Origin of the sequence: uncultured Dietzia sp., from assembly GCF_937873725.1 — a bacterium.
Taxonomy (GTDB): Bacteria; Actinomycetota; Actinomycetes; order Mycobacteriales; family Mycobacteriaceae; genus Dietzia.
The window spans coordinates 66,262-89,819 of the sequence record NZ_CALMYY010000101.1; the positions used below are offsets into that span (position 1 = coordinate 66,262).

The 23,558-nt window shown below is 74.6% G+C and carries 19 protein-coding genes; 8 read left to right on the forward strand and 11 right to left on the reverse strand.

All coding sequences use genetic code 11. The annotated features are described in order from the left end of the window. Positions 1 to 8: 8 nt before the first annotated feature. Both Q0444_RS10710 and Q0444_RS10715 read right to left on the reverse strand, forming a co-directional pair. Positions 9 to 1,403 (reverse strand): wax ester/triacylglycerol synthase family O-acyltransferase, encoded by a 1,395-nt coding sequence (locus tag Q0444_RS10710; protein ID WP_299023233.1) that lies wholly within the window; start codon positions 1,401 to 1,403, stop codon positions 9 to 11. A gap of 12 nt (positions 1,404 to 1,415) precedes the next feature. Then, on the reverse strand, positions 1,416 to 2,939 hold the full coding sequence (locus Q0444_RS10715; RefSeq protein WP_299023215.1) for a wax ester/triacylglycerol synthase family O-acyltransferase: 1,524 nt from the start codon (positions 2,937 to 2,939) through the stop codon (positions 1,416 to 1,418). Positions 2,940 to 3,075: 136 nt separating this feature from the next. Here Q0444_RS10715 and guaA point away from each other — a divergent pair, with 136 nt between their 5' ends. After that, positions 3,076 to 4,689, forward strand: coding sequence for a glutamine-hydrolyzing GMP synthase (gene guaA, locus Q0444_RS10720; RefSeq protein WP_291080669.1), 1,614 nt, complete (start codon positions 3,076 to 3,078; stop codon positions 4,687 to 4,689). A 31-nt stretch (positions 4,690 to 4,720) separates the two neighbouring features. Here guaA and Q0444_RS10725 read toward each other — a convergent pair whose 3' ends face one another. Next, positions 4,721 to 5,029 carry a hypothetical protein gene (locus Q0444_RS10725; RefSeq protein ID WP_291080667.1) on the reverse strand — a complete coding sequence of 103 codons (309 nt, stop codon included), beginning with the start codon at positions 5,027 to 5,029 and terminating at the stop codon, positions 4,721 to 4,723. Then, on the reverse strand, positions 5,026 to 6,219 hold the full coding sequence (locus Q0444_RS10730) for a PspC domain-containing protein (RefSeq protein ID WP_291080665.1): 1,194 nt from the start codon (positions 6,217 to 6,219) through the stop codon (positions 5,026 to 5,028). The genes Q0444_RS10725 and Q0444_RS10730 overlap by 4 nt, the downstream gene beginning before the upstream one ends. Positions 6,220 to 6,342: 123 nt before the next feature. On the opposite strand from Q0444_RS10730, the gene Q0444_RS10735 reads away from it, so the two are divergent. From Q0444_RS10735 to Q0444_RS10745, 3 genes are read left to right on the forward strand one after another with little or no spacing between them, the layout of a single operon-like run. Continuing rightward, positions 6,343 to 7,569, forward strand: coding sequence for an ATP-binding protein (locus Q0444_RS10735; RefSeq protein ID WP_299023216.1), 1,227 nt, complete (start codon positions 6,343 to 6,345; stop codon positions 7,567 to 7,569). After that, the gene (locus Q0444_RS10740) at positions 7,566 to 8,285 is read left to right on the forward strand and encodes a response regulator transcription factor (RefSeq protein ID WP_291080661.1); all 720 of its coding nucleotides are present in this window, start codon (positions 7,566 to 7,568) and stop codon (positions 8,283 to 8,285) included. The genes Q0444_RS10735 and Q0444_RS10740 overlap by 4 nt, the downstream gene beginning before the upstream one ends. A gap of 45 nt (positions 8,286 to 8,330) precedes the next feature. Beyond that, the gene (locus Q0444_RS10745) at positions 8,331 to 8,930 is read left to right on the forward strand and encodes a GDSL-type esterase/lipase family protein (protein ID WP_291080659.1); all 600 of its coding nucleotides are present in this window, start codon (positions 8,331 to 8,333) and stop codon (positions 8,928 to 8,930) included. 18 nt (positions 8,931 to 8,948) lie between these two features. Here Q0444_RS10745 and Q0444_RS10750 read toward each other — a convergent pair whose 3' ends face one another. Continuing rightward, positions 8,949 to 9,902 carry an L-lactate dehydrogenase gene (locus Q0444_RS10750; protein ID WP_291080657.1) on the reverse strand — a complete coding sequence of 318 codons (954 nt, stop codon included), beginning with the start codon at positions 9,900 to 9,902 and terminating at the stop codon, positions 8,949 to 8,951. A 496-nt stretch (positions 9,903 to 10,398) separates the two neighbouring features. Between Q0444_RS10750 and Q0444_RS10755 the strand changes: the two genes are divergently transcribed. Further along, positions 10,399 to 10,926 (forward strand): hypothetical protein, encoded by a 528-nt coding sequence (locus Q0444_RS10755; RefSeq protein ID WP_291080655.1) that lies wholly within the window; start codon positions 10,399 to 10,401, stop codon positions 10,924 to 10,926. Beyond that, positions 10,923 to 12,575 (forward strand): DNA polymerase Y family protein, encoded by a 1,653-nt coding sequence (locus Q0444_RS10760; protein WP_299023217.1) that lies wholly within the window; start codon positions 10,923 to 10,925, stop codon positions 12,573 to 12,575. The genes Q0444_RS10755 and Q0444_RS10760 overlap by 4 nt, the downstream gene beginning before the upstream one ends. Before the next feature lie 35 nt (positions 12,576 to 12,610). On the opposite strand, the gene Q0444_RS10765 is transcribed toward Q0444_RS10760, so the two are convergent. After that, positions 12,611 to 13,237: a hypothetical protein gene (locus tag Q0444_RS10765; protein WP_291080651.1), complete on the reverse strand. Its 627-nt coding sequence runs from the start codon at positions 13,235 to 13,237 to the stop codon at positions 12,611 to 12,613. 86 nt (positions 13,238 to 13,323) lie between these two features. Here Q0444_RS10765 and Q0444_RS10770 point away from each other — a divergent pair, with 86 nt between their 5' ends. Continuing rightward, complete coding sequence (locus Q0444_RS10770; protein ID WP_299023218.1) at positions 13,324 to 14,247, forward strand: sucrase ferredoxin; 924 nt, start codon at positions 13,324 to 13,326, stop codon at positions 14,245 to 14,247. 33 nt (positions 14,248 to 14,280) lie between these two features. Next, the gene (locus Q0444_RS10775) at positions 14,281 to 17,604 is read left to right on the forward strand and encodes an error-prone DNA polymerase (protein ID WP_299023219.1); all 3,324 of its coding nucleotides are present in this window, start codon (positions 14,281 to 14,283) and stop codon (positions 17,602 to 17,604) included. Positions 17,605 to 17,648: 44 nt separating this feature from the next. Here the strand turns inward: Q0444_RS10775 and Q0444_RS10780 are convergent, their stop codons facing one another. The 5 genes from Q0444_RS10780 to Q0444_RS10800 are packed head-to-tail and all read right to left on the reverse strand — an operon-like array spanning position 17,649 to position 23,481. Then, positions 17,649 to 18,431, reverse strand: coding sequence for an ECF transporter S component (locus tag Q0444_RS10780; RefSeq protein ID WP_299023220.1), 783 nt, complete (start codon positions 18,429 to 18,431; stop codon positions 17,649 to 17,651). 8 nt (positions 18,432 to 18,439) lie between these two features. Next, a complete protein-coding gene (locus Q0444_RS10785) occupies positions 18,440 to 20,170 on the reverse strand; it encodes an ABC transporter ATP-binding protein (RefSeq protein WP_299023221.1) in 1,731 nt (576 codons plus the stop codon). Continuing rightward, positions 20,163 to 21,329: an energy-coupling factor transporter transmembrane protein EcfT gene (locus Q0444_RS10790; protein ID WP_299023222.1), complete on the reverse strand. Its 1,167-nt coding sequence runs from the start codon at positions 21,327 to 21,329 to the stop codon at positions 20,163 to 20,165. Before Q0444_RS10790 ends, Q0444_RS10785 begins: the two co-directional genes overlap by 8 nt. Then, entirely contained in the window at positions 21,326 to 22,351 is a 1,026-nt protein-coding gene (locus Q0444_RS10795) for a hypothetical protein (RefSeq protein ID WP_299023223.1), read from the reverse strand. The genes Q0444_RS10790 and Q0444_RS10795 overlap by 4 nt, the downstream gene beginning before the upstream one ends. Next, positions 22,351 to 23,481, reverse strand: coding sequence for a prenyltransferase/squalene oxidase repeat-containing protein (locus Q0444_RS10800; protein WP_291080856.1), 1,131 nt, complete (start codon positions 23,479 to 23,481; stop codon positions 22,351 to 22,353). Before Q0444_RS10800 ends, Q0444_RS10795 begins: the two co-directional genes overlap by 1 nt. Between the last annotated feature and the right edge of the window lie 77 nt (positions 23,482 to 23,558).

Below are 23,558 nucleotides of genomic sequence, written 5' to 3' on the forward strand. Positions count from 1 at the left end.
CGGGCCGCTCAGTGGCCGCTGAGCTCGACCAGTTCGGCGAAGGCCGACTCGATCCCCCGCGCCACGACGTCCGGGTCGGGCACGAGGTGTTCGCACGAGATCACGCCCAGGTCGATGCGCCCGTCGATCGACACGCCGGTCACGGACAGCCCTGCACCGTGCAGGAGCGGACCGAACGGGTGTATGTGGGTGATCCGTGCGCCGAGGAAGTAGAGGGGGGTCCGGGGCCCGGGGACGTTCGAGATGATGAGGTTGTAGACCACCGGGTGGAGGTCGGCGAGCCGGAGCGACTCGTACGCCCGCATCCCCACGGCGAGGAGTCGGCCGGGACTCATCCGTCCCCAGTCGTCGAGCAGGGCCGGCCGTAGACTCGCGGCCTGCCGCTTGGCGGTCACGGCCGCGGAGCTGATCCGGTGGTACCGCTCGATCGGGTCGTCCACATCCGTAGCGAGCGAGGCGAACATCGCCGACACCTGGTTGGCGCCCGTGGTCACGAGGTCCTCCCGGGTGGACACGGGGACCACCGCCACCAGGGACGAGGCGGGGACGTCCCCGTTGGCCTCGAGGTAGGACCGGACCGCGCCGCCGATCACGGCGAGCAGGACGTCGTTGACCGTCCCGCCCAGGCGCCTCGTGACCGACTTGACGGCGTCGAGGTCGAGCGAGGCGGTGGCCACCGCCCGGTGCGGGGTGAGCGAATGGTTGAAGATCGTCCGCGGCGCGGTGAACGGCGCGGGCATCGACTCGCCTCGCCCCGCCCGGCCCCGGGCCCGCGTCATCACCGCGGGCACGGACAGGGTCTCGGGGAGCAGCCGCAGGAACGCCAGCGGTCGCCCGAGCAGGTCCCGGGCGCCACCCGCGATGAGCTGGAGGGAGTTGGCGCGGCCGACGTGGGTGCGGACGAGGTCGGGGTCCTGCGCGGGCGTGGAGGCGTCGGTCGCGGCGAGGGTGGCGAGCAACTCCGCCGCGAGTATGCCGTCGATGAGCGAGTGGTGGACCCGGCAGAACGCGGTGACGGTCGGGGCGTCGGGCCCGCCCCGCTCGATGATCCACACCTGCCACAGGGGGCGGGAGGGGTCGAGCGGGGTGGAGGCGAGCCTGCCGCACGTGGCCAACAGCTCGTCCTCGGCACCGCCCGGTCCGAGCTCGATCCGGCGGACGTGGTTGCCGATGTCGAAGTCGTAGTCCTCGACCCACGCCGGGTGGCCGAGGTTCCACCGGGAGTCGTGGACCTTGCGACGGAACGGGGGGATGGCCTTGACCCGCCGGGCGAGTCCCGAGCGCAGGCGTTCGAACGAGTACCCCTCCTCGATCGTGGAGACGTCGAGGTGGACCACGCCGTTGATGACCATCATCTGCTCGGCGGTCTCGAGGTAGAGGAAGCTGGCGTCGAGCCCGGTCATCCGTTGCACGGCTCACTCCTCCCCGGACATCGTGGGCTCCGGCGCCGCCTGTCGCTGCCTGGTGAGCGACAGCAACCGGTCCATGGACTCGCGGACCCCGTCGGCGAACAGGTCCGGATCGGGGACGAGGTGCTCGCACGCGTTGATCCCCACGTCGAGCTGGCCGCCCAGGGACATCGCCGTCACGGACAACCCGGAGCCGTGCATCAGCGGGCCCAGCGGATACATGTGCTTGACCCGGGCGCCGAGGAAGTCCAGCTTCCCCCTGGGGCCGGGGAAATTGGAGACGACGAGGTTGTGCACGACCGGGTGCAGGTCGGCCAGGTGGAAGTCGCCGTACAGGCGCATCAGCAGCGACAGGGGCGCGGCCGGGGCCAGGGTCGCCAGGTCCTGGATGAAGTCCGGGCGCATGCCGCTCCTGGTCTGCTTCTTGCCGCGGCGGGTCCGTGCGGACACCGCCCGCAGGCGCTCGACCGGGTCCGGGATGTCGGTCCCCAGCGAGGCGAACAGCACGGTCACCCTGTTGTTGCCCTGGGTGCCGTCGTCGTCGCGCGTCGAGACGGGGACGACGGCGATGAGCGGCTTCTCGGGCAGGTCGTCGTAGAGCCTGAGGTAGCGGCGGAGCCCTCCGCCCACCACCGTGAGGAACACGTCGTTGACGGTGACCCCGAAGGCGGACTTGATCTCCTTGATCTCCGTCAGGTCGAGCGTCGTCCCCCAGACCGCCCGGTGCGGGGTGATGGTCGCGTTGAAGCGGGTCCTCGGGGCGGTGAAGGGCGCGGCCTTGGGCGCCACCTCGTCGTCGGCCTCGACCGCCTCGTGCGTCCCGGTGCCCGCGCCGGCGTCCGGGTCCCGGACCTCCCGCGGCGCGGTCTTCTTCCCCGCCGCCCTCGTCCCGGCGGCCTTCCGCAGCCGGATCGGCAGCATGGCGGCCTCGGGCAGTAACCGGGCGATGGTGACCGGGCGGCGGACGTAGAAGTCCCACAGCCCGCCGGTGATCAGCTGGAGCGGGTTGGCACCTCCGGCCTGGGTCCGGACGAGGTCGAGGTCGCGGGAGGAGGGCTTCTGCCCGGCGGCGCTGAGCTTGCGGAGGACCGCGGCGCTGCTCGTTCCGTCCAGCAGCGCGTGGTGGGCGCGGAAGAAGACGGCGATGGTGCCGGGAGCGGCCAACCCCTCCAGCACCCACATCTCCCAGAGGGGCCTCGACCGGTCGAGCGGGCGGCTGCTCAGGGTTCCGCACATCTCGAACACGGCGTCGTCGTCGCCCGGCGCGTCCACCACGACGCGTCGGACGTGCTGGGTCACGTCGAGGTCGTACTCCTCCACCCACGCGGGGTGGCCGAGGTTGAGGGGCGAGTCGTAGATCTTCCGGCGGAACTCGGGGATCTCCTTGACCCGGCGCGCGAGCTCCGTCCGGACCCGGTCGAAGGTGTACTCGAAGTCCAGTGCGGAGACGTCGACGATGAGGATCCCGCCCACCACGAGCATCTGTTGCGAGGTCTCCAGGTACAGCAGGCTCGCGTCGAAACCCGTCATCCGCTCCATGGTGACTTCCCCCGTCGGTCGTGGTGGCCGCCAGAGCCCGGCCCCGTGCTGTGGTCCAGTGTGGACGGCTCCACCCGTCGCGTGGGGCGAGTTCGGTGGACGGGGTCCGACGCCTAGACTCTGGTCCGTGGCCGAGAACGCGCAGACCGACTCCCAGATCACCGCCGAAGCGGCGGCCCCCCGCCCCGTCCTGGTCGTCGACTTCGGCGCCCAGTACGCGCAACTCATCGCCCGCCGGGTGCGCGAGGCGAGGATCTACTCCGAGGTGATCCCCTACACCGCGACGGTGGACGAGATCCGGGCCAAGGATCCGGTGGCCCTGATCCTGTCCGGGGGCCCCGCCAGCGTCTACGCCGAGGACGCCCCGTCGCTCGATCCGGCCGTGCTGGAGCTCGGGCTCCCCGTGTTCGGCATCTGCTACGGCTTCCAGACCATGGCCGGCGCGCTGGGTGGGGAGGTCGCGCACACCGGAAGCCGCGAGTACGGGCGCACCGACGTGACGGTGTCCGGCGGGCTGCTGCACGCGGGCCTGCCCGAGCACCACCCGGTGTGGATGAGCCACGGCGACGCGGTCACCACCGCGCCCGAGGGGTTCACGGTCACCGCGACCTCCCCGGGGGCACCGGTGGCGGCGTTCGAATGCGTCGAGCGCCGGATGGCCGGCGTCCAGTACCACCCCGAGGTCCTGCACTCGCCGCACGGTCAGCAGGTGCTCACCCGCTTCCTCACCGAGGTGGCGGGCCTGGAGCCCACGTGGACCGCGTCCAACATCGCGGACCAGCTCGTGGAGGCCGTCCGCGAGCAGGTCGGCGACGGCCGGGCGATCTGCGGCCTGTCCGGTGGCGTCGACTCCGCCGTCGCGGCCGCGCTGGTCCAGAAGGCCATCGGTGACCGCCTCACGTGCGTGTTCGTCGACCACGGTCTGCTGCGCGCGGGGGAGCGGGAGCAGGTGGAGAACGACTTCGTGGCCGCCACCGGCGCCCGCCTCATCACGCTCGACGACTCCCAGACCTACCTCGGGCACCTGGCCGGCGTGACGGACCCCGAGTCCAAGCGCAAGATCATCGGCCGCGAGTTCATCCGGTCGTTCGAGCGGGCCGTCACGCAGGCCCTCGAGCTCCAGGGCTCCGACGACGGCCCGGCCTCCTCCGTCGACTTCCTCGTGCAGGGGACCCTGTACCCCGACGTGGTGGAGTCCGGCGGGGGCGCGGGCACGGCCAACATCAAGAGCCACCACAACGTGGGCGGGCTGCCCGACGACATCGAGTTCTCCCTGGTGGAGCCGCTGCGCCTGTTGTTCAAGGACGAGGTCCGCGCCGTGGGCCGCGAGCTGGGACTGCCCGAGGCGATCGTCGGCCGGCACCCCTTCCCGGGACCGGGGCTGGCCATCCGGATCGTCGGCGCCGTGGACCGCGACCGGCTCGAGACCCTGCGCGCGGCGGACGCGATCGTGCGCGAGGAGATGACCGCCGCGGGCCTGGACTCCTCGGTGTGGCAGTGCCCGGTGGTGCTGCTGGCCGACGTCCGATCGGTGGGCGTCCAGGGCGACGGTCGCACCTACGGTCACCCGATCGTCCTGCGCCCGGTCAGCTCCGAGGACGCCATGACGGCGGACTGGACCCGCGTGCCGTACGAGACGCTCGCGCTGATCTCGAGCCGCATCACCAACGAGGTCCCGGACGTCAACCGCGTGGTGCTGGACGTGACCAGCAAGCCGCCGGGCACCATCGAGTGGGAGTGACCCGGGCGCGGCCCTGACGCGGCCCCGGGGGTCAGCGGCGCACGACCATCGCCAGCCCGACCAGCACCAGCAGCACCAGTGCGGCGGAGACCACCACGGTGGAGGTGAGCATGGGCGCGCCCAGGATCGCCCAGACGGCGACACCCAGGGAGAGCAGCCCCGCCACCGCGAGGACCGGTGACCCGGGCCGTTCGCGCCGCGGCACCGGGGTGGTGCCGGTCCCGTAGGGGAGCGGATCGTGGAGCGGCCGGTCGGGGACGGTGGTCATGTCGGGGCTCCCGGTGGTGTGGTCGTGGGCGTTCTGGTCGGCGTTCCGGTCGGCACGATCCGCGTCGCTCATCGGGTCACCTCGACGTCGCCGAGATTTGTCGTGACGTCGAGGGTCAACACGGGGCCACCGGCGTCGGGTCCCGCGCTCTCGGGGCACTCCACCCGGCCGATGTCGGTGCGGCAGGTCGCCTGCACGTCGAGCCCGGCGGGCAGGAGGACCCGCACCTCGCCGACCTCGTTGGTGATGCGGTAGCCGCGGTCGCGGTCCAGGACGAGCCCGCGCATGTCCACCGTGACGTCGCCGAACTCGTGGGTCACCGGGGTGTCGAGCTGGGCGGGTCCGGTGATCTCGACGCGCAGGTCGCCGGCGCCCTCCCAGCCGCCCTCGGGGACCTGGATCAGCGACGCGAGCAGCACGAACCCGGCGAGTGGGCCGGCCACCACCAGCAGCCCGTGCCCCGTGCGGGTGACGGCGCCGACGAGCAACCCGACCGCGACCACGGCGAGGGCGATCGCGGCGATCCTGGTCGGCTCGAGCCAGGTCACCCCGCCCAGGGTGGTCAGCCCGACGGCGACCGCCACGGCGATGAGCGCCAGCCCGAGGGTGACCGTGGTCAGTCGGGACCGGGGCGGGGCCGGCGGGGCGTCGGGGAGGGGGGTGTACGCGGGGTCGGGGAGATCCCAGGCGAACGGCGCGGCGCCGAGGGGGTCCCACGAGGGTGGGACGGGCGGGCCGAACGGGGCGCCGGGGTCGGCGACGTCGGGGGCTCCGGTGCCCGCCGAGGGGGGCCGCACGGCGGTCGCCTCCGCCCACCCTGCCGGCGGCGTGGGGGTGCGACGGTGGAGTGCGTACCACCCGACGAGCATGGCCGCGGCCAGGAGGAACCCGGCGCCGACGAAGAAGGCCTCACCGGAACCGCCGAAGGTGGGGGCGCTGAGGAGGACGACGACGACGAGGACGACGGCGGTCGCCTTGGATCCCGATGCCCGGCCCTTCCCGAGCAGCGCCTCCCCCTTCGACACCTCGTCACCGGCCGAGCGCAGGAGCAGCCAGGCCAGGGCGTACAGGAACACCCCGGCCCCGCCCCAGAGCGCGGCGATCACGAACGCGATGCGGAAGAGGACGGGGTCCACGCCGTAGCGCCGACCGAAGCCTCCGCAGACCCCGGCGATCCTGGAGTCGTCCGGCGTCCGGACGGGTCGGGTGCGCCACAGGGAGCGGAGCTCGGAGGTGAGGTCGGGACTACTCGTGCTGGACATGATCCCATCGTGCTCGGCCGGGCGGGCGGACGCATCGGGGACCGACCCTGAGATCCGGACCCCGGGAACCTCGGGGTCGGACCCCGATGCGCCCCCCGGGGTCCGTCTGTGACCATGGCGTACATGAGTGAGGATACGGTCGAGCACCCGGCGCGGACCCCGGTCGCGCGGCCGGTCGGGGCCCGGTGGTACCCGACGCTCGACCGGATCCCGGACGGCGCCGTGGTGGCGGGGGTGTGCGCCGGCCTCGCCGACCATCTGGGGGTGCGGGTCACCTCCGTCCGCCTGGCGATGGTCCTGCTCGCCACGCTGTCCGGCGCGGGCGTGCTGCTCTACGCCGCGCTGTGGGCCCTCACCCCGTCCGGGGCGGCCCGGGAGGGGGCCGCCGCGCCGGACGGGCGCGAGCGGCGACGCGGAATGGCGCTGGCGGCCGTGGGGCTGGCGGGTTCGGTGCTGTCGATCATGCTGACCACCGCGACGGGACTGAACGTCATGGTCCCCGTCCTCGTCGTGGCCCTGGGAGCCGGGCTGGTCTGGCAGCAGTACGACGGTGGGGGGAGGGTCGCCCCGCGGTCCGTCGTCGACTGGGCCAGGGTCACCGCGGGTGCCACCCTCGTCGTCGTCGGTCTCGCCGTCGTGGTGCTCGGCCAGGTCGAGTTCGCCGCCCTGCGGTCGTCCCTCCTCGCGGTGCTGGTGACCCTCGTGGGGGTGGTGCTGCTCAGCATCCCGGTGGGGCTTCGGCTGTGGCGGTCGTTGGAGGAGGAGCGGGCGGCCCGGATCCGCGAGGCCGAGCGCAGCGAGATCGCCTCGCACCTGCACGACTCCGTGCTGCAGACGCTGGCGTTGATCCAGAAGCGCTCCGACGAGCCGGGGCAGGTGCTGCGGCTGGCCCGCCGGCAGGAGCGCGAGTTGCGGCAGTGGCTCTTCGGCGCCGGGTCCCGGATGTCCTCGGGCGCGACCACCGTGGCCGGGGCCGTGGAGGTGATCGCGGGAGACGTCGAGGACGCCTACGGGCTGCGCGTGGACCAGGTGGTGGTGGGCGGTGACGGGCCGGTGGGCGAGGTCGGGGAGGCCGTACTGGGGGCCGTCCGCGAGGCCCTGGTCAACGTGGCCAAGCACGCCGGCGTCGACACCGCCGACGTCTTTGTGGAGAACGACGGCCGGGTGCTCAGCGCCTTCGTCCGCGACCGCGGGTGCGGTTTCGACCCCGAGGCGGTGGACGGCGACCGGCACGGGTTGGCCCGGTCCATCCGCCACCGGGTGGAGAGCCGGGGCGGCACCGTGGCGGTGCGCAGTACGCTCGGGCGCGGGACGGAGATCCGGATCGAGATGCCGCTGGAGGGCGAATGACGGACGCACCGGAGGTCGACGGCAGGGCCAGCAGGGTCTTCCTCGTGGACGACCACGCGGTGTTCCGCAGCGGCGTCCGCGCCGAACTCGCCGGCCAGGCCGGGGTCGAGGTGGTGGGGGAGGCGGGCTCGGTGGCCGAGGCGATCGCCGGGATCGGCCGGGTCCGGCCCGATGTGGTCCTGCTGGACGTCCACATGCCCGACGGCGGCGGCGTGGCCGTGCTCCGCTCGGTGCTCGGGTCCGACCCGGGTCGCGTCGCCGAACCCGCCCGGGCCCCGGAACCGACCTTCCTCGCGCTGAGCGTCTCGGACGCCGCCGAGGACGTGATCGCCGTGATCCGGGCCGGAGCCCGCGGCTACGTCACCAAGACCATCTCCGGCGACGAGCTCGCCGACGCCGTGCGCCGGGTGGCCGACGGCGACGCCGTGTTCTCGCCGCGACTGGCAGGCTTCGTGCTGGACGCGTTCGCCCGCGCCGCCCCCGGCCCCGAGGATCGCGGCGAGCCCGTCCACGACCCCGAGGTCGACTCCCTCACCCCGCGCGAGAAGGAGGTGCTCCGGCTGCTCGCCCGCGGCTACACCTACAGGGAGATCGCCGAGGAGCTGTTCATCTCGGTCAAGACGGTGGAGACCCACGCCTCCAACGTGCTGCGGAAGACCCAACAGTCCAACCGGCACGCGCTCACCCGCTGGGCGCAGTCCCGCCACCTCGACTGAGCGTTCCCCGCCGCCCGCCACCGGTGCGCCGCTACCGTGGTCCACGTGAGTGGACCGCGCGACATCCCGGTGTGCATCATCGGCGACTCGTTCGTCGCCGGCTTCGGCGACGAGACCGGCTGCGGCTGGACGGGGCACCTGGTCGCGGAGGGTGCCCGGGTGGGCCTGCGGCTCGACGCCACCGTCGCCGGGATCGGCGGGGACACCTCGGAGATGATCCTGGCCCGGTGGGGCGAGGTCGACCGGCGGCTGGCCTCGTGGCCGGGGACCGCGGTGATCGCGGAGTTCGGGGTGAACGACGTGTTTGTGCACGAGGGAGCGCTCCGCGTCGACGAGGCGGGGACGGTCGCGGCGTTGCGCGGGATGATCGCCCGGGCTCCCGAGGGGCGGTTGCTGGTGGTGGGCCCGCCGCCGGTGGTGTGGGAGGACGTCAACGAGCGGATCGCCGCCCGGTCCACCGCGATGGCCGCCGTCTGCGCCGAGACCGGGGTGCCGTACGTGCCGACGTTCGACGCCATCCTGTCCGGGCAGGCGTGGATGCGCGAGGTCGCGGCCGGTGACGGGGCGCATCCCGGGGCCGGCGGGTACGAGGAGTTCGCGGGGGTCGTCTCCGGCCCGGTGCTCGACTGGCTGCGGGCCCTCTGACTCAGCGGGCCCTCTGACTCAGCGCAGTATCTCGAACTGCCCGGACACCGCCCGCAGCGCACCCGCGCTGCGGGCGAACTGTTCCCGTTCGGTGGCGTCGAGCTCCAGCTCCACCACGCGCTGCACGCCGGTCCGGCCGATCACCGCGGGGACGCCGATGAAGATCCCGTCCTGCCCGTACTCGCCCCGCAGCAGGGTGGAGACCGGCAGCGACACCTGCTCGTTGCGCAGGACGGCGCGGGTGATGCGGGCCAGGCCCATGCCGATGCCGTAGCTGGTGGAGCCCTTGGAGTCGATGATCCGGTAGGCGGCGTCCCTGGTCTCGCCGAAGATCTGCGTGAGCCGCTCCCGCTTGGTCGGGTCCCCGTCGAGGTCCCGGCGTAGCGGCACCCCGGAGACGTTGGCGGAGGAGAAGACCGGCAGCTCGGAGTCCCCGTGCTCGCCGATGATCGAGGCGTGCACGCTCATCGGGGCGACGCCGTAGTACTCGCCGAGCATGAACCGGAAGCGCGCCGAGTCGAGGATCGTGCCCGAGCCGATCACCTGGGCGGCGGGCAGGCCGGAGTAGCGCCACGTGGCCTGGGCGAGGATGTCCACGGGGTTGGTGGCCACCAGCAGGATGCCGTCGAAACCGGTGGCCATGACGTCTCCGACGATCGCCTCGAAGATCGTCATGTTCCTGCCCACCAGGTCCAGCCGGGTCTCGCCGGGCCGCTGGGCCGCGCCGGCGCAGATCACCACCATGGTGGCGTCCGTGCAGTCGGCGTAGGCCCCCTCGGTGACGAGGGTGGGCGAGGGCGCCCACACGACGCCGTGGTTGAGGTCCATGACCTCGCCGGCCAGTTTGTCGCGGTCGATGTCGATGATGGCGAGGTGGTCCGCCAGTCCCTGGTTGACGAGCGCGTAGGCGTAGGCGACGCCCACGTCCCCGGCGCCGATGAGCACGATGCGGTTCCCGATGGAGGCCTTCATGGTCACCGAGGGTAGGCGCTCGGTGTGAACGAGGGGCGACGACGACGAGGAAAACCCGTATCGAACAGGTGTTCTTGCGCTGTGTCGTACCCGTGGTGTTCACTGTTCGTGGTAGTCGAAAAATAGTTCGATTGGCGCGCCGGTCGGCGTGTCGTCCGAGGCGGGGGGTTCCGGTGATGGTAGTGAGCGCTTCTGTTGCCGACCCGGCGACTCCGGGCCTGTCTGACCTCGGCACCGCGGATCGTGTCGCCGAACTGCGTCGGCGTCTCGCCGCGATGCCGGGTGGGGGTCCGCCCGCGGCCACGCGTTCGGGTGCGCCCGTGGAGGCGGTCCCGGCTGGTCCCGCCGCTCCGGGCGCCGCCCCCGCCGTTCCGGGCGTGGCCGGGGGTGGGGGGGGGGGGGGGGGGCCCCCCCGGCCCCCCGTGGGGGGGGGGCGGGGGGGGGGGGGGCCGGGTGGGCCCCCGCCGCCCCGGGCGCCGCCCCCGCCGTTCCGGGCGTGGCCGTTCCGCGCGCGGTGGCGTCCCTGCTGCCGGGCGGGGTGCTGCCCGCCGGCCACGTCACGGTGGTGTCCGGCGGGGCCGGCCTCCGGGTGGGTCTGCTGGCCGCGGCCACGGCGGCCGGGGCCCGGTGCGCGGTCGTGGGCTGGCCGGAGTTGGGTGTGGCGGCGGTGGCGGAGCAGGGCGGCCGGCTGGACTGCCTGGCGTTGGTCCCGGACGCGGGGCCGGACCCGGCCGCGGTGGTGTCGGTGCTGCTCGACGGGCTGGACCTGGTCCTGCTGGGGCCCGCCGTCGCGGCCGTCCCCCCGTCCCGGGCCCGCGTGGTCGCGGGTCGGGTGCGGGCGGCGGGCGCGGTGCTGCTCGTGGGTCCGGGTTGGCCCGGCGCGGAGCTCGTGCTGGCGGGCCGGCACTGCCGCTACGGCGGACTGGGCACGGGCGCGGGCCGGCTGGCCTCCGTGTCCACCACGGTGCGGTGCTCCGGGCGGGCGGCCCCGTCCCGGACGGCGGAATGGGTGGCGGCGGGATGAGCCCGCGGGTCATGGCGGTGTGGTGCCCGGACTGGCCGGCGGTCGCGGCGGCCCGGGCCGAGGGGCACGGTCTGCATCTGCCGCTCGCGGTGGTCGGCCCCCGCGGGGTGCTCGCGTGCAACGCCGTCGCGCGGGGTGTCGGGGTGCGGCGCGGGCTGCGCCGGCGCGAGGCGCAGTTCCGGTGCCCGGAACTCGTCGTGGTGGCGGCGGACCCGGGGCGGGACGCCGTGTGGTTCGAGCCCGTGGTGCAGGCGCTGGACGCCGTGGTCCCGGGCATCGAGGTGCTGCGGCCCGGGCTGTTCGTGTTCTCGGCTGCCGGGGCGCTCCGCTTCCACGGCGGTGTCGAGGAGGTCGTCACGCGGGTCGTGGATGCGGTGGCGGCGGCCGGGACGGAGTGCCAGGTGGGGTTGGCGGACGAGCTGCCCACGGCCGTGCTCGGCGCGCGTGGCTCGGCGCTGCTGGAACCGGGTGGGGACGCCGGCTATCTCTCCGGCCTGCCCGTGGAGGCGCTCGTGGTGGAGCCGGCGCTGGGGGATCCGGACGAGCTGTCCGAGCTGGTCGGGCTGCTGCGCCGGCTCGGCGTGCGGACGCTCGGGGACTTCGCCGCCCTCCCGCCGCGGGACGTCGCCACCCGTTTCGGCGGGGCGGGTGCGGTGGCGCACCGCCTCGCGCGCGCCGTGCCGTGGCGGCCCCCGTCGGTGTCCGCGGTGCCCACGGGCTCGGCGGTCGAGCACCGGTGCGAGCCGCCCCTGGAGCGGGTCGACGAGGCGGCGTTCCTCGGCCGCCGGCTGGCGGGGGAGCTGCACGCCGTCCTCGCCTCGGCGGGGGTCGCGTGCCTGCGCCTGTCCATCACCGCGCGGATCGAGGGGGGAACGGAGGTCCACCGGGTGTGGCGCTGCTCCGCGCCCCTGACCCCGGAGGGCACCGCCGACCGGTTGCGGTGGCAGCTGGAGGGCTGGCTCACGGGTACCGCGATCGCGGGCGGTGCCGGCGGGGCCGTCACCGCCCTCGTCCTCGAGCCGGTGGAGGTGGTCCCCGCGGGCCGTGTGCAGGAGGGGTTGTGGGGTGAGGCGGGCCTGGCGGAGGCGCGCGTCCACCGCGCGCTCGTCCGGGTCCAGGGCCTGCTCGGGCCCGAGTCCGTCCGCGTCCCCGTGGCGGTGGGCGGCCGCGGTCCGGGCGATCGCGTGCGGTCCCTGCCGTACGGGGACGCCCCGGCCGATCCCGTCACCACGGGCCCGTGGCCGGGGGCGCTACCGGCGCCGTCGCCGTCGGTGGTGTGGCCGGGTCCGGGCTACCGGTTGGAGCTGCGGGAGGGTCGTGACCCCGGGGCCGGGGTCGTGGCGGGCGTCCCCCTCGCCGGGGGAGTCGTGCTGCGTACCGCGGCGGGGGCCGCCGTCGGGGTGGGCCCGCGGGGCCTTCTCACCGGGCGGCCCGGGTCGATCGAGGTGGGCGGCCACCGGTGCGCGCTGCTCGGGTGGTCCAGGCCGTGGCCCATCGACGAGGCCTGGTGGGAGCCCGCGCCCGGTGGCGGGCCCCGTCGACCGAGGGCCCGGATGCAGGTCGTCCCCGAGCTGACGGCGGCGTTGCTGCTCTGCTGCCTGCTCGGGGACGACCAGGGGCGCTGGACGGTCGAGGGGGTCTACGAATGAACGGGCACGCGGGCCCCCTCGGTCGTCGGGCCGGTTCAGCGATCGATGTCCACCACGAGGCGGGTCGGGTTCTGCAGGAGGAAGGCGGAGAAGGCGCGGTCCGTGCCCTCGAGCCCGATCACGGCCTGGGCCTGACCCTCGAACTGCCCGGCGAAGGCGACCCCGGCCACCCCGGTCGCCTCGTCGGCGGTGACGGTGCCCACGGCGACCTCCGTCATGTCGGTCTCGGTGGGCAGGACCTGGTCGCGGATCGTCACCTGGAGGAACGAGTCGCCGGCCACCTCCACGGGGAAGCCGCTGCCCTGCTGCGCGGGGGCGGCGACGTAGTCCACGGAGTACCCCGGAACCCCCTGGCCGTCGAGTTCAAAGACCACGCGGTCCCTGCCCTGGTAGTCGCCCACGCGGATCTCGGTCACGACGAGCCGGGCGCGCTCGACGCCGTCCTCGCTCTTGGGTGCGGAGTCCGCGGGCGAGGGGTTGGAGGTCTCGGTCTCGTCCTGTGCCAGGGACCGGGCCAGTGCGGCGGGAGAGGATCCCGCGGTGGTCGTCTGGCTCGTGGCGGGGGCGTCGGTCGAGGAGTCGGCCCCGCATCCCGCCAGGGCCAGGGACGCGGCGGCGGTGAGGGCGGCGGCCGCGACGAGGCGGCGATGTCGGGTGCGCATGCCCCCAGCTTAAGTCCCTCTGGTCACTTTTGTCCCACAAGGTGTCTACAGTTACAGCCTTCTCCCGGGTGGGGCACCATGGGGGCGTGTCAGATATCGATCCCACCCTCCGCCCGGCCTGGTGTTCCTTCCAGTCGACCGACGAGCCGCCGGCCGGCACCGCCGCCCACGAGCAGTCGTGGGTGCTGCTGGAGGTCCCCGGACGCTGGGGCCGCGACATCTTCGACGGTGAGGCGTTGGGTGCGGACCTGTCGCAGCGCCTCGAGCAGCACGTCGCGGCCTGCGGATCCCGCATGCTCTTCATCCGGCGGCCCGGCAGGGAAGGCCAGCAGCTCGACCGGCACCGCTTCTATCTCTGCGACACCCGCCCCGGCCGGCGGAGCATCCGCACCGGCCGCGTCGACGGCCCCGCGGACATGCTCGGGCTGGACCTCACGCCCGGCGCGCACGTGGCCGGCACCCGCGAGGTCGCCGCGCCGGTCCCGCTCGTGTGTACCCACGCCAAGCGCGACCAGTGCTGCGCGGTGCGGGGGCGCCCGGTCGCGGCCGGGCTCGAGGCGCTCGTCGGTGGGCGGCTGGCCGCGCTCGATACCGACGCCGCGGTGTGGGAGTGCTCCCACACCGGGGGGCACCGCTTCGCCCCGGTACTCCTGCTGCCCGGCACCGGGTACACCTACGGGCCCGCAGAGACGGCGGAGGCGGCCCGGATCGTCGAGGCCGAGCTGGACGGCCGGGTGGTCACCGACAATCTGCGGGGACGCAGCACGTGGCCGCCGGTCGGGCAGGTGGCGGAGGTCGCCGTCCGGGACTCCGGCGTCGATGCGGGGATCGACGACCTCGTCGTCGTCCTCGACCCCGTCGACCCGGGCGTGGCCGTGGTCCACCACACCGACGGACGCGCGTGGCGCGTCGAGGCCGGCACGCGCCCGCTCCCGCCGCGCTCCCAGAGCTGCCGCAAACCGCCCACCGACGCCTCGGCGTGGGTCGTGGAGACCCTCACCCCGCTCTGACCGTCCCCACCGGCACCGGGCGGGTGGGTCCCGGTGAACTGGTACCACGGACCCGGGACCTGGTCGGAGCTCGAGCGCGTCCTGTCCGGGCGGCCCGGCCCGCGCGGGCCGGAGAACCCGCATCCCGGTGACGGCAGCGACGCCCCCGCCTGGTCGCGGAAGCGGGGTGGGTACACGCCGCCGGAGCGGCCCCGGACGCCGGGGCGCGTGCCCTACGCGGAGTTGCACGCCCACACCGCCTTCAGCTTCCTCGACGGCGCCTCCTCCCCCGAGGCCATGGCGGAAGCCGCCGCGGAGCTGGGGCTCACGGCGCTCGCGATCACCGACCACGACGGGCTGTACGGGGTCGTCCGCTTCGCCGAGGCGGCCGCCGAGCTCGGGCTGGATACGGTGTTCGGAGCCGAACTCTCCCTCCAGGGTGGCGAGCACCTGCTGGTCCTGGCCCGCGGCGGGGAGGGGTACCGGCGGCTCTCGCGCGCGATCGCCCGCGCCCACCTCAGGGGCGGCGCCAAGGGGGAACCGAGATATGAGCTCGCCGAGCTCGCGGAGGCCGCCGGTGGCCACTGGTACGTCCTCACCGGGTGCCGCCGGGGTCGGGTGCGGCGGGCCCTCGAGCGGAACGGGCCGGGCGCGGCCGGGTTCGACACCGGGGGTGCCCGCGCGGCGCTGGCCCAGCTCGTCGCGCTGTTCGGTCGGGACAGGGTGGTCGTGGAGCTCACCTGCCACGGAGTCCCCGAGGACACCGAGCGGTGCGATGCGCTGGCCGCGCTCGCCGCGGAGTCGGGGCTGCCCGTCGTGGCCACCACCGCCGCGCACTGCGCGGGGCCGGAGGATGCGCGTCTGGCCTCCGTCATGGCGGCGCTCGGGGCGCGCAACGCCCTGGAGACCCACGCCGCGCACCTGCCCGCGGCCGGCGGGGCGCACCTGCGCTCGGGGGAGGAGATGGCGGAGCTGTTCGACCGCTGGCCCGACGCCGTCGCCGGGGCCGCCAGGCTGGGCGGGGAGTGCGCGTTCGACCTGAGGCTCATCGCCCCCGAGCTGCCGCCGTTCGACGTCCCCGACGGGTACACCGAGGACACCAGGCTCGCCGAGCTCACCTACGCCGGGGCCGGACGACGCTACGGGACGCGCGAGGAGGCGCCGGAGGCGTACGCCCAGATCGACCGCGAGCTGCGGGTGGTCGCCGACCTGGGCTTTCCCGGGTACTTCCTCGTGGTCCACGACATCGTGGAGTTCTGCCGTCGGGAGGGCATCCTCTGCCAGGGCAGGGGCTCGGCCGCCAACTCGGCGGTCTGTTACTCCCTGGGGATCACCAATGTCGACCCGGTGGGCGCGCACCTGCTGTTCGAGCGGTTCCTGTCCCCGGAACGCGACGGCCCGCCCGACATCGACGTGGACATCGAGTCCGGCCGCCGGGAGGAGGCCATCCAGTACGTCTACGCCCGCTACGGGCGGGACCACGCCGCGCAGGTGGCCAACGTCATCACCTACCGGGGGCGGTCGGCGGTGCGCGACGTCGCCCGCGCGCTGGGCTACTCCACCGGGCAGCAGGACGCGTGGTCCAAGAGCGTCGACCGGTGGTCGGGACTGAAGAACAACGAGCGCGAGGCCACCGAACACGCCGTCCCGCCCGACGTCCTCGCGCTGGCCCGGCGGCTCGTCGGTCTGCCCCGGCACCTGGGCATCCACTCCGGGGGCATGGTGATCTGCGACCGACCGGTGGCCGACGTGGTGCCCGTCGAGTGGGCGCGCATGCCCGGGCGGACCGTCCTGCAGTGGGACAAGGACGACTGCGCGGCGGTCGGGCTGGTCAAGTTCGACCTGCTGGGACTCGGCATGCTCACCGCGCTGCACCACGCCATCGACCTCGCGGCCGAGCACAAGGACCTCGAGGTGGACCTGGCCAGGCTGGACCTGGCGGACCCGGCGATCTACGACATGCTGTGCCGGGGCGACTCGGTGGGCGTGTTCCAGGTGGAGTCCCGTGCGCAGATGGCCACCCTGCCCAGGCTGCGGCCGCGGACGTTCTACGACCTGGTGGTGGAGGTGGCCCTCATCCGGCCCGGCCCCATCCAGGGCGGGTCCGTGCACCCCTACATCCGTCGTCGCAACGGGCGGGAGAAGGTGGTGTTCGACCACCCCGCGCTCGAGACGGCCCTGGGAAGGACGCTGGGCATCCCGCTGTTCCAGGAGCAGCTCATGCAGATCGCCACCGAGATCGCGGGGTTCTCCGGTGCCGAGGCCGACCAGCTCCGCCGGGCGATGGGGGCCAAGCGCTCGCCCGAGAAGATGTCGCGGCTGCGGGAGCGGTTCTTCTCGGGGATGCGGGAACTCCACGGCATCGGCACGAGCCCGCCCGGGACGCCGGAGACGGGCCCGGAGGTGGGGGAGCGGATCTGGGAGAAGATGTGCGCCTTCGCCAACTACGGCTTCCCCGAGAGCCACTCCCAGTCCTTCGCGGCGATCGTCTACTACTCGGCGTGGTTCAAGTGCCACCACCCGGCGATCTTCTGCGCGGCCCTGCTGCGCAGCCAACCGATGGGCTTCTACTCGCCGCAGTCGCTCGTGGCCGACGCCCGACGCCACGGCGTCACCGTGCACCGGCCGTGCGTCAACCGTTCCCTCGGCGGGGCCACCTGCGAGAACCGGGGCACCGAGGTGCGGATCGGCCTGGAGTCCGTGCGGGCGATCGGCGCGGATCTGGCCACGGCGATCGCGGACGAACGCGACACCCACGGACCCTTCACCTCTGCCGGTGACCTCTCCGGACGCACCGGGCTGACCGTCCGGCAGATGGAGGCGCTCGCCACGGCCGGGGCGCTCGACTGTCTCGGCACGGGCGGCCGGCGGGGGGCCCTGTGGTCGGCGGCCACCGCGGCCCGCGAGAAGCCCGGCATGCTGCCCGGACTCAGCCAGGTCGACGCCCCGGCGCTCCCGGGCATGAGCGTCCTCGAGCTCACCTCCGCGGACCTCGCGGCCACCGGCATCAGCCCGGAGGAGTACCCGACCGTCCACGCGCGGCCGTGGCTCGACTCCCGCGGCGTGTGCACCACCGCCGGGCTCGCCCACGTCCCCGACGGCAGCCGCGTGGAGGTCGCCGGGGCGGTCACCCATCGGCAGCGGCCCGCCACCGCGGAGGGCGTGACCTTCCTCAGCCTCGAGGACGAGACCGGGATGACGAACATCGTGTGCTCGGTCGGGCTGTGGGCGCGCTACCGGCCGATCGTCTCCTCGGCCCCCGCGCTCGTCGTCCGGGGGACCGTGGAGAACCGGTCGGGCGCGGTCAGCGTGGTGGCGGACAAGATCGAACGGCTCCACCTGGGCATGGCGATCGGGCGCAGCCGTGACTTCCGGTGACCGCCGCCCGCCCCCACGACGAGCGCCCGCCCCCACGACGGGCGTCAGTCCCCGTCCCCGAACCGCGCGGGCACCCCGAAGGCGGCCCGGCGGGAGGCGCGCCGGAGCGCGCCGAGCACCGCCGTGGCGGTCACCGCGATGAGGATCCCGGTGAACACCGCGCGGCCCAGATCCCATCCCATCGAGGTGGAGAGGGTGAACAGGACGAAGCGGTGGAGGTTCTCCGCGACGGGGGCTCCGGCGACGAAGGACACGGCGGTGTCCGGACCGATCGTGAACGGCCAGAACGACAGGTTCATGAGGAACCCGTAGCCGAACGCCGCCACCGCTCCGTACATCACGAGGAGCAGCACCTCGGCGCGCCCGCGGACGCGGGGGAGCAGGCCCGCGCCGAGCCCGACCCAGGACGCGGCGAGCATCTGGAACGGCAGCCACGGTCCGACCCCGCCGGTGAGCAACGCCGAGGCGAACAGGGTGGTCGAACCGAGGACGAATCCGAAGGCGGGGCCGAACACGCGCCCGCCGAGGATGAGGACGAAGAAGACGGACTCGAAGCCGGCCGTGCCCGCACCGAGAGGGCGGACCGCGGCCCCCACCGCGGTGAGGACGCCGAGCATCGCCACCGCCTTGACGTCGAGCCCGCCCTCGGCGATCTCGGCGAGCACCACCGCGATGAGCAGCGGCAGGCAGAGGGCGAAGAACAGGGGAGCCGCGGCGTCGCCGGAGAAGGTGGACCCCGGCCCGACGAGCAGCGGCCAGAGGAACATCGCCAACCCGGTCAGCGCGACCAGGACCAACGCGACGACCGACCGGGGGCGAAGCGGCACGACGGGCCTCATCGCGGACCGCCGGGGAGCGCCGCCTCGACGTCGGCGAGGGTGAGCCACCGGCTGTCGTCCTCCACCCCCGAGGTGATCTTGGCCACCTGGGGAGCGTAGGCGGGGGAGCCCGCGAGGATGTCCGTGGCGGGACCGTCGGCGACGATCTCGCCCGCGGCCATGACGAGCACCCGGTCCGCGCACGACGCCGCGAACTCCACGTCGTGGGTGGCCACCACGACGCAGTGGCCGGTCGCGGCCAGGTGCCGGAGGGCCGAGGACAACGCGGCCTTGGCGGTGTAGTCCAGGCCCCGGGTGGGCTCGTCGAGGAGGATCACCCCGGGCCGCGCGGTGAGCTGGATCGCCAGCACGAGGGACAGCCGCTGGCCCTCCGAGAGGTCGCGCGGATGGAGCTCGTCCGGCACCCCCGGGGCGAGGGTGTCCAGGGTCCGCCGGGTGGTCCCCGGGTCGGAGCCGGTCTCGGCGTCGGAGGCGGCGAGCTCCCGGGCGACCGTCGGGTGGCACAGCAGGTCGGACGGCGACTGAGGGACCAGCCCGACGAGGCGGCGGCGCGTCGGCGCCGGGAGATCACGCGGGTCGGTGGCCCCGGGATCGCCACCGGGCACCCGCACCCGCCCTCCCGTCCGCCGCCCCGTGCCCTGCAGCGCCCACAGGAGCGTGGACTTGCCGCAGCCGTTGCGTCCCATGAGGGCGCAGACCCGGCCGGGGTCCAGGCTGAGGTCGACGCGGTCGACGGCGCGCACCTCGCCGAAGTCGACGACGATCCCGTCGGCGCGCAGGGCCGGTGTGCCGGAGCACCCGCGGCCGGCTCCGGCTCGGGCTCCGGACCCGCTCGGAGCGGGCTCCTCGGAGTCGAAGAGCTCCCGGCGCAGGCCGGTCCCGACTCGGCGGGCGTCGCGGATGGACAGCGGCAGCGGACTCCATCCGGCCCACCGACCCAGTTGGACCACGGGTGGGGCCACATCGCTCGAGCTCATCACGGTACGGGGATCACCCACGAGGACCCGGCCGTCCGGGCCGACATGGGCGATCCGGTCGACGTACTGCAGGACGCGCTCGATTCGGTGCTCGGCGATCACCACGGTCACGCCGAGGTCGTGGGCGAGCCGGGTGACCGTGGACAGGACGTCCTCCGCGCCGTTGGGGTCCAGGGCGGATGTCGGTTCGTCGAGCACGACGAGGCCGGGCCGCGTGGTGAGGACGGCACCGAGCGCGACGCGCTGCTGCTGGCCACCCGAGAGTTCGGCGAGCGGGACGTCGCGCAGTTCGGCGATGCCGAGCAGGTCGAGGGTCTCCTCGACCCGCTTGCGCATGAGGGCGCGGCCGAGTCCCAGCTGCTCCATCCCGTAGGCGAGTTCCTCCTCGACGGTGTCGGTGACGAACCCCGAGATCGGGTCCTGCCCCACCACCCCCACCACGTCGGCCAGCGTGCGGGGCGGATGGGCGCGGGTGTCCCGGCCGAGCACCCGGACGGTCCCGGACAGGCGGCCGCCCGTGAAGTGCGGGACCGCCCCGGTCATCGCCCCCAGCAGGGTCGACTTGCCGACCCCGGTGCGGCCGATCACGAGCAGGATCTCGCCCTCGTCGAGGCTGAGGCGGACGTCGCGCAGGACGGGTGGGATGAGCCTGCCGTCGTGCTCGTACTCGACGGTGACCCGGTCCAGCTCGAGGACGGGGTCGGTCGACCACGGGGTCCGGCCGGTCCGGAATGAGGGGGCGTCAGACACGGTGGGCCTCCTGGCGTTTGGGGGCCCCGCGCGACGGTCGCCTCGAGGCGGTCGGCGGGGGGGGCGGAGTGAGTAATCCCGGGAGCGCGGCCACGCCGAGACCGGCCAGGACGAGGACCGGCACCCCGGGTGCCGCCAGCGGGTACAGCGGCACGGACAGCGAGGAGGGATCGAGGTGAGCGGCCACGGCGGTGGCGGCGAGGGCCACCGCCCCGCAGGCGACCGTGACCCACTCGGGCCGGGCCCACGGGTCGCGCCGGTAGGTCGTGACGGTACGGCGGCGACCGGCCAGCGCGAGCCCCCCGGCGGCGGCGGCGAGTCCGGCACACAGGAGCGGGATCCCCACCTCGGCGGGCAGGGTCCCGTCGAGGACCACGTAGGTCCCCACGCAGGCGCCGCACAGCCCGGTGAGGGTGAGCGCCGCGGTGAGACGGCGTTCGGCGGCGGGCGTCCGGGCGCGGCGCCCGTAGCCGCGGGCATCCATGGAGGCGGCCAGTCGGAGCGAACGGTCGAGGGTGTCCTGAAGGACGGGAAGGGCGGTGCGCCCGAACGCGCGGGGGCCCCGCGCCGGTTCCCCGCGCAGCGCCCGGGCGTGGCGGACCCGGAACACCGACTCGACCAGCTGCGGCGCGACCGACACGGCGATGACCAGGGCGGTACCGACCTCGCCGAGGGCCGACGGGAGGGACCGGACGAGGCGGCGCGGGTTGGCCAGGGAGTTGGCCGCACCGACCGCCACGAGAATGACGGCGAGACGGGCCCCCGCGAGAGCCGCCCCGACCAGCCCCTCGAGCATGACGGGCCCGAGGACCGTGATCCCCGCCGCCCAGTCCGGGAGCTCGACCTCGGGCAGCGGGAGGACCAGGATCTCCCCGGTCTTGAGTCCCACCAGGACGTGCATGACCACGCGGATGGCGATCACGACGCCGGCCAGGACCAGATAGAGCCGAAACGCCCGCGCCCACGGGGTGTCGAGGCGGCGGGCCGCCACCACGTAGCCGAGCACCGCGACGATCGTCGCCAGGACGACGGGGTTGGTGGTCATCCCGGCGATCCCGGCCAGGGACAGAGCCCAGATCCACCAGGCCCAGGGGTGGAGCGCCCGGCGCCGCGAGGTGCGGTGCCGGGCGCCCACGATCCCCGACGGGGTCGCGTTCACTGCCGGGATCGGCGTGCCGCCACCGCGCCGGCCGCGACCAGCGCCGCCAGGAACCCGGCCGCACCCACGTACGGCCACGGGGAGATCCCGCCGCCGTCCGCGTTCTGCGCGAGGACCTCCTGGCCGACGGTGTCGGTCCCCGCGCCGGGGGCGGCGGCGAGCGCGTCCCCGCCGGGGGCGCCGCTCTCGTCGGTGACCTCGGCGGCGTCCGGGGCGGCGGGCAGGTCCGCGGGGACCGGCGTGTCCGGGCCGGCCGGTTGGCCCGGACGGGCAGGTTCGGCCGGGCCGGCCCGGGACCCCGCGTCGGCGACCGGCGGCGCGCCGGTGCCCGCGTCGTCGGGGGGAGAGGCCGCGGCCCCGGCGTCCGGTCCTGCCGGCGCGCCTGCGAACCCGGCCCCGGGTCCGGGACCGGCCGGGGGGCCGGCGTCCACCGCCGTCGGGGCCGGCGGCCGTGTCGTCGCCCTGGTGACCTGGTTGCCGCCGGACGGCGTGGTGGTCCGCGGCGGCGTCGACGAGCTGGACGGCCTCGTCGTGGCGACCTGGGTCCTCGGTGCGGTGGGAACGGACCCGGGACGGGCGCCGTCGCCGAACGCCCACCCCTCGACCGTGCCGGCGGCCGCCGTGCGTGCGGAGGCCCCGAGGGTGCTGTACTGCCAGGTCCCCCCGAGTGGGGCGTGATAATAGGCCCAGTACGAGTCGGCCGGGGGGGTCGTCACGCACGGGTCGGACGCCGGTGTGCCGTTGATGCGGCAGATGAACCCGGGCTGGGTCTGCACCATCGTCACGGAGAAGCCGGCACGCCGGAGGGTCGTCAGACCGTCCAGGCCCGCCGGCGCGCAACCCGTGCCCTGACCGGCCACGACCACCGTCACCTCGGTCACCGCGCAGGGGGTGGCCTGCGCCCGCGCCTGAGGCGCCGGGGCGACCACCCCGCAGAGGACCGCCACGGCGCCCGCCGCGAGCGCGGCGACGGGGACCTGTGAGAGGCGACGACGACGAGCGCCGCCACTGCTGACCGTCATCACAGACCCAGCGATCCCAGCGAGCCGGTCCCGGACGGGCCGCCCGCGCCCGCGCAGTCCAGCGCACCGGGAGCGGCGGCGTTCCCGGCCGCCGAGACGGTGACGTACGACTGGCCGGACAGGCCGACGGCGGCCTGCGCGGTGGTGCGCCGGACCTGGTCCGACGACTCGGTGGCGGCCAGGGCGGCGGCGTCGTAGGCGATCCCGCCCCGCAGCGCGGCGGGGGAGTCGCAGCCGAAGAACAGGGAGCCCAGGAACGAGCGGGCGCGGCCCGCGCGGGCCGTGTCGCCCGCGGCGGCGAACGCCGCGGCGGCCAGGCCCGTGCTGTTGCCGTTGGGGGCCGAGGTCGGGCCCGCGCCGCCGACGCCGCCGTCGGCGCCCATCCGGTCGCCGAGGTAGGCGACGGCCTCGGCCACGTCGGGGTCGGTCCGGTCGGACGCGGCGACCAGCGCCTGGACGGCCATGGCGGTGGCGTCCGGATCGGAGACACACGGTGTGGTGCCACCGAGGTCCAAGCGGAACCCGCCGTCCTGGCACTGCTGATCGCGCAGGAAGTCGACCGCGGACGCGGCGGGGCCGCGGTCGACCCGGCTCAGGCCGATGATCGCCCACGACTGGCCGAGGGTGTTGGAGTAGTCGCCCCACTCGGAGACGTCGCTGAACCTGCCCGACGGGGTGAGGGTCGAGTCGAGGCGGGCCACCAGGTCCACGCCGCCGAACGAGGTCGGCGGCACGCCCTGCGAGGCGGCCACGACGAGCAGCTTGCCCGTGGCACCGGCGTAGGTCTCGCCCCCGGCGCCGATGTAGCCGCCGACGTTCTGCTGCAGGTAGGCCGTCGTGGCGTCCGCCTGGGCGCGGCCCGCGCCGATCGCGTTGAGCGCCAGCACGGCGTCCGCGGACAACCCGTGATCCGGGTAGTCGATGCCGTCGAAGGTCGTGGAGAAGTGGTCGCCGCCCGAGGCGAGTTGGGCGGAGAGGAACCCGGAGACCGAGGAGAGCTCGCCGGCGTCCAGCGGGGCGGCGGCGGAGGTGGCGACGCCGGTCGACAGGGCGACGCCCACGGTGACGAGGACCGCGCTCGTCCGTGAGAGCAGCGCCCGGCGACGGGGTGCGTGGGTCAGGGTGGTCATGAGCCGTGAGGGCCTTTCGCAAGGCGGACGCCCACGGCACGACCGATCGCCCCCGACGGGGATCCCGGAAGCTCCGT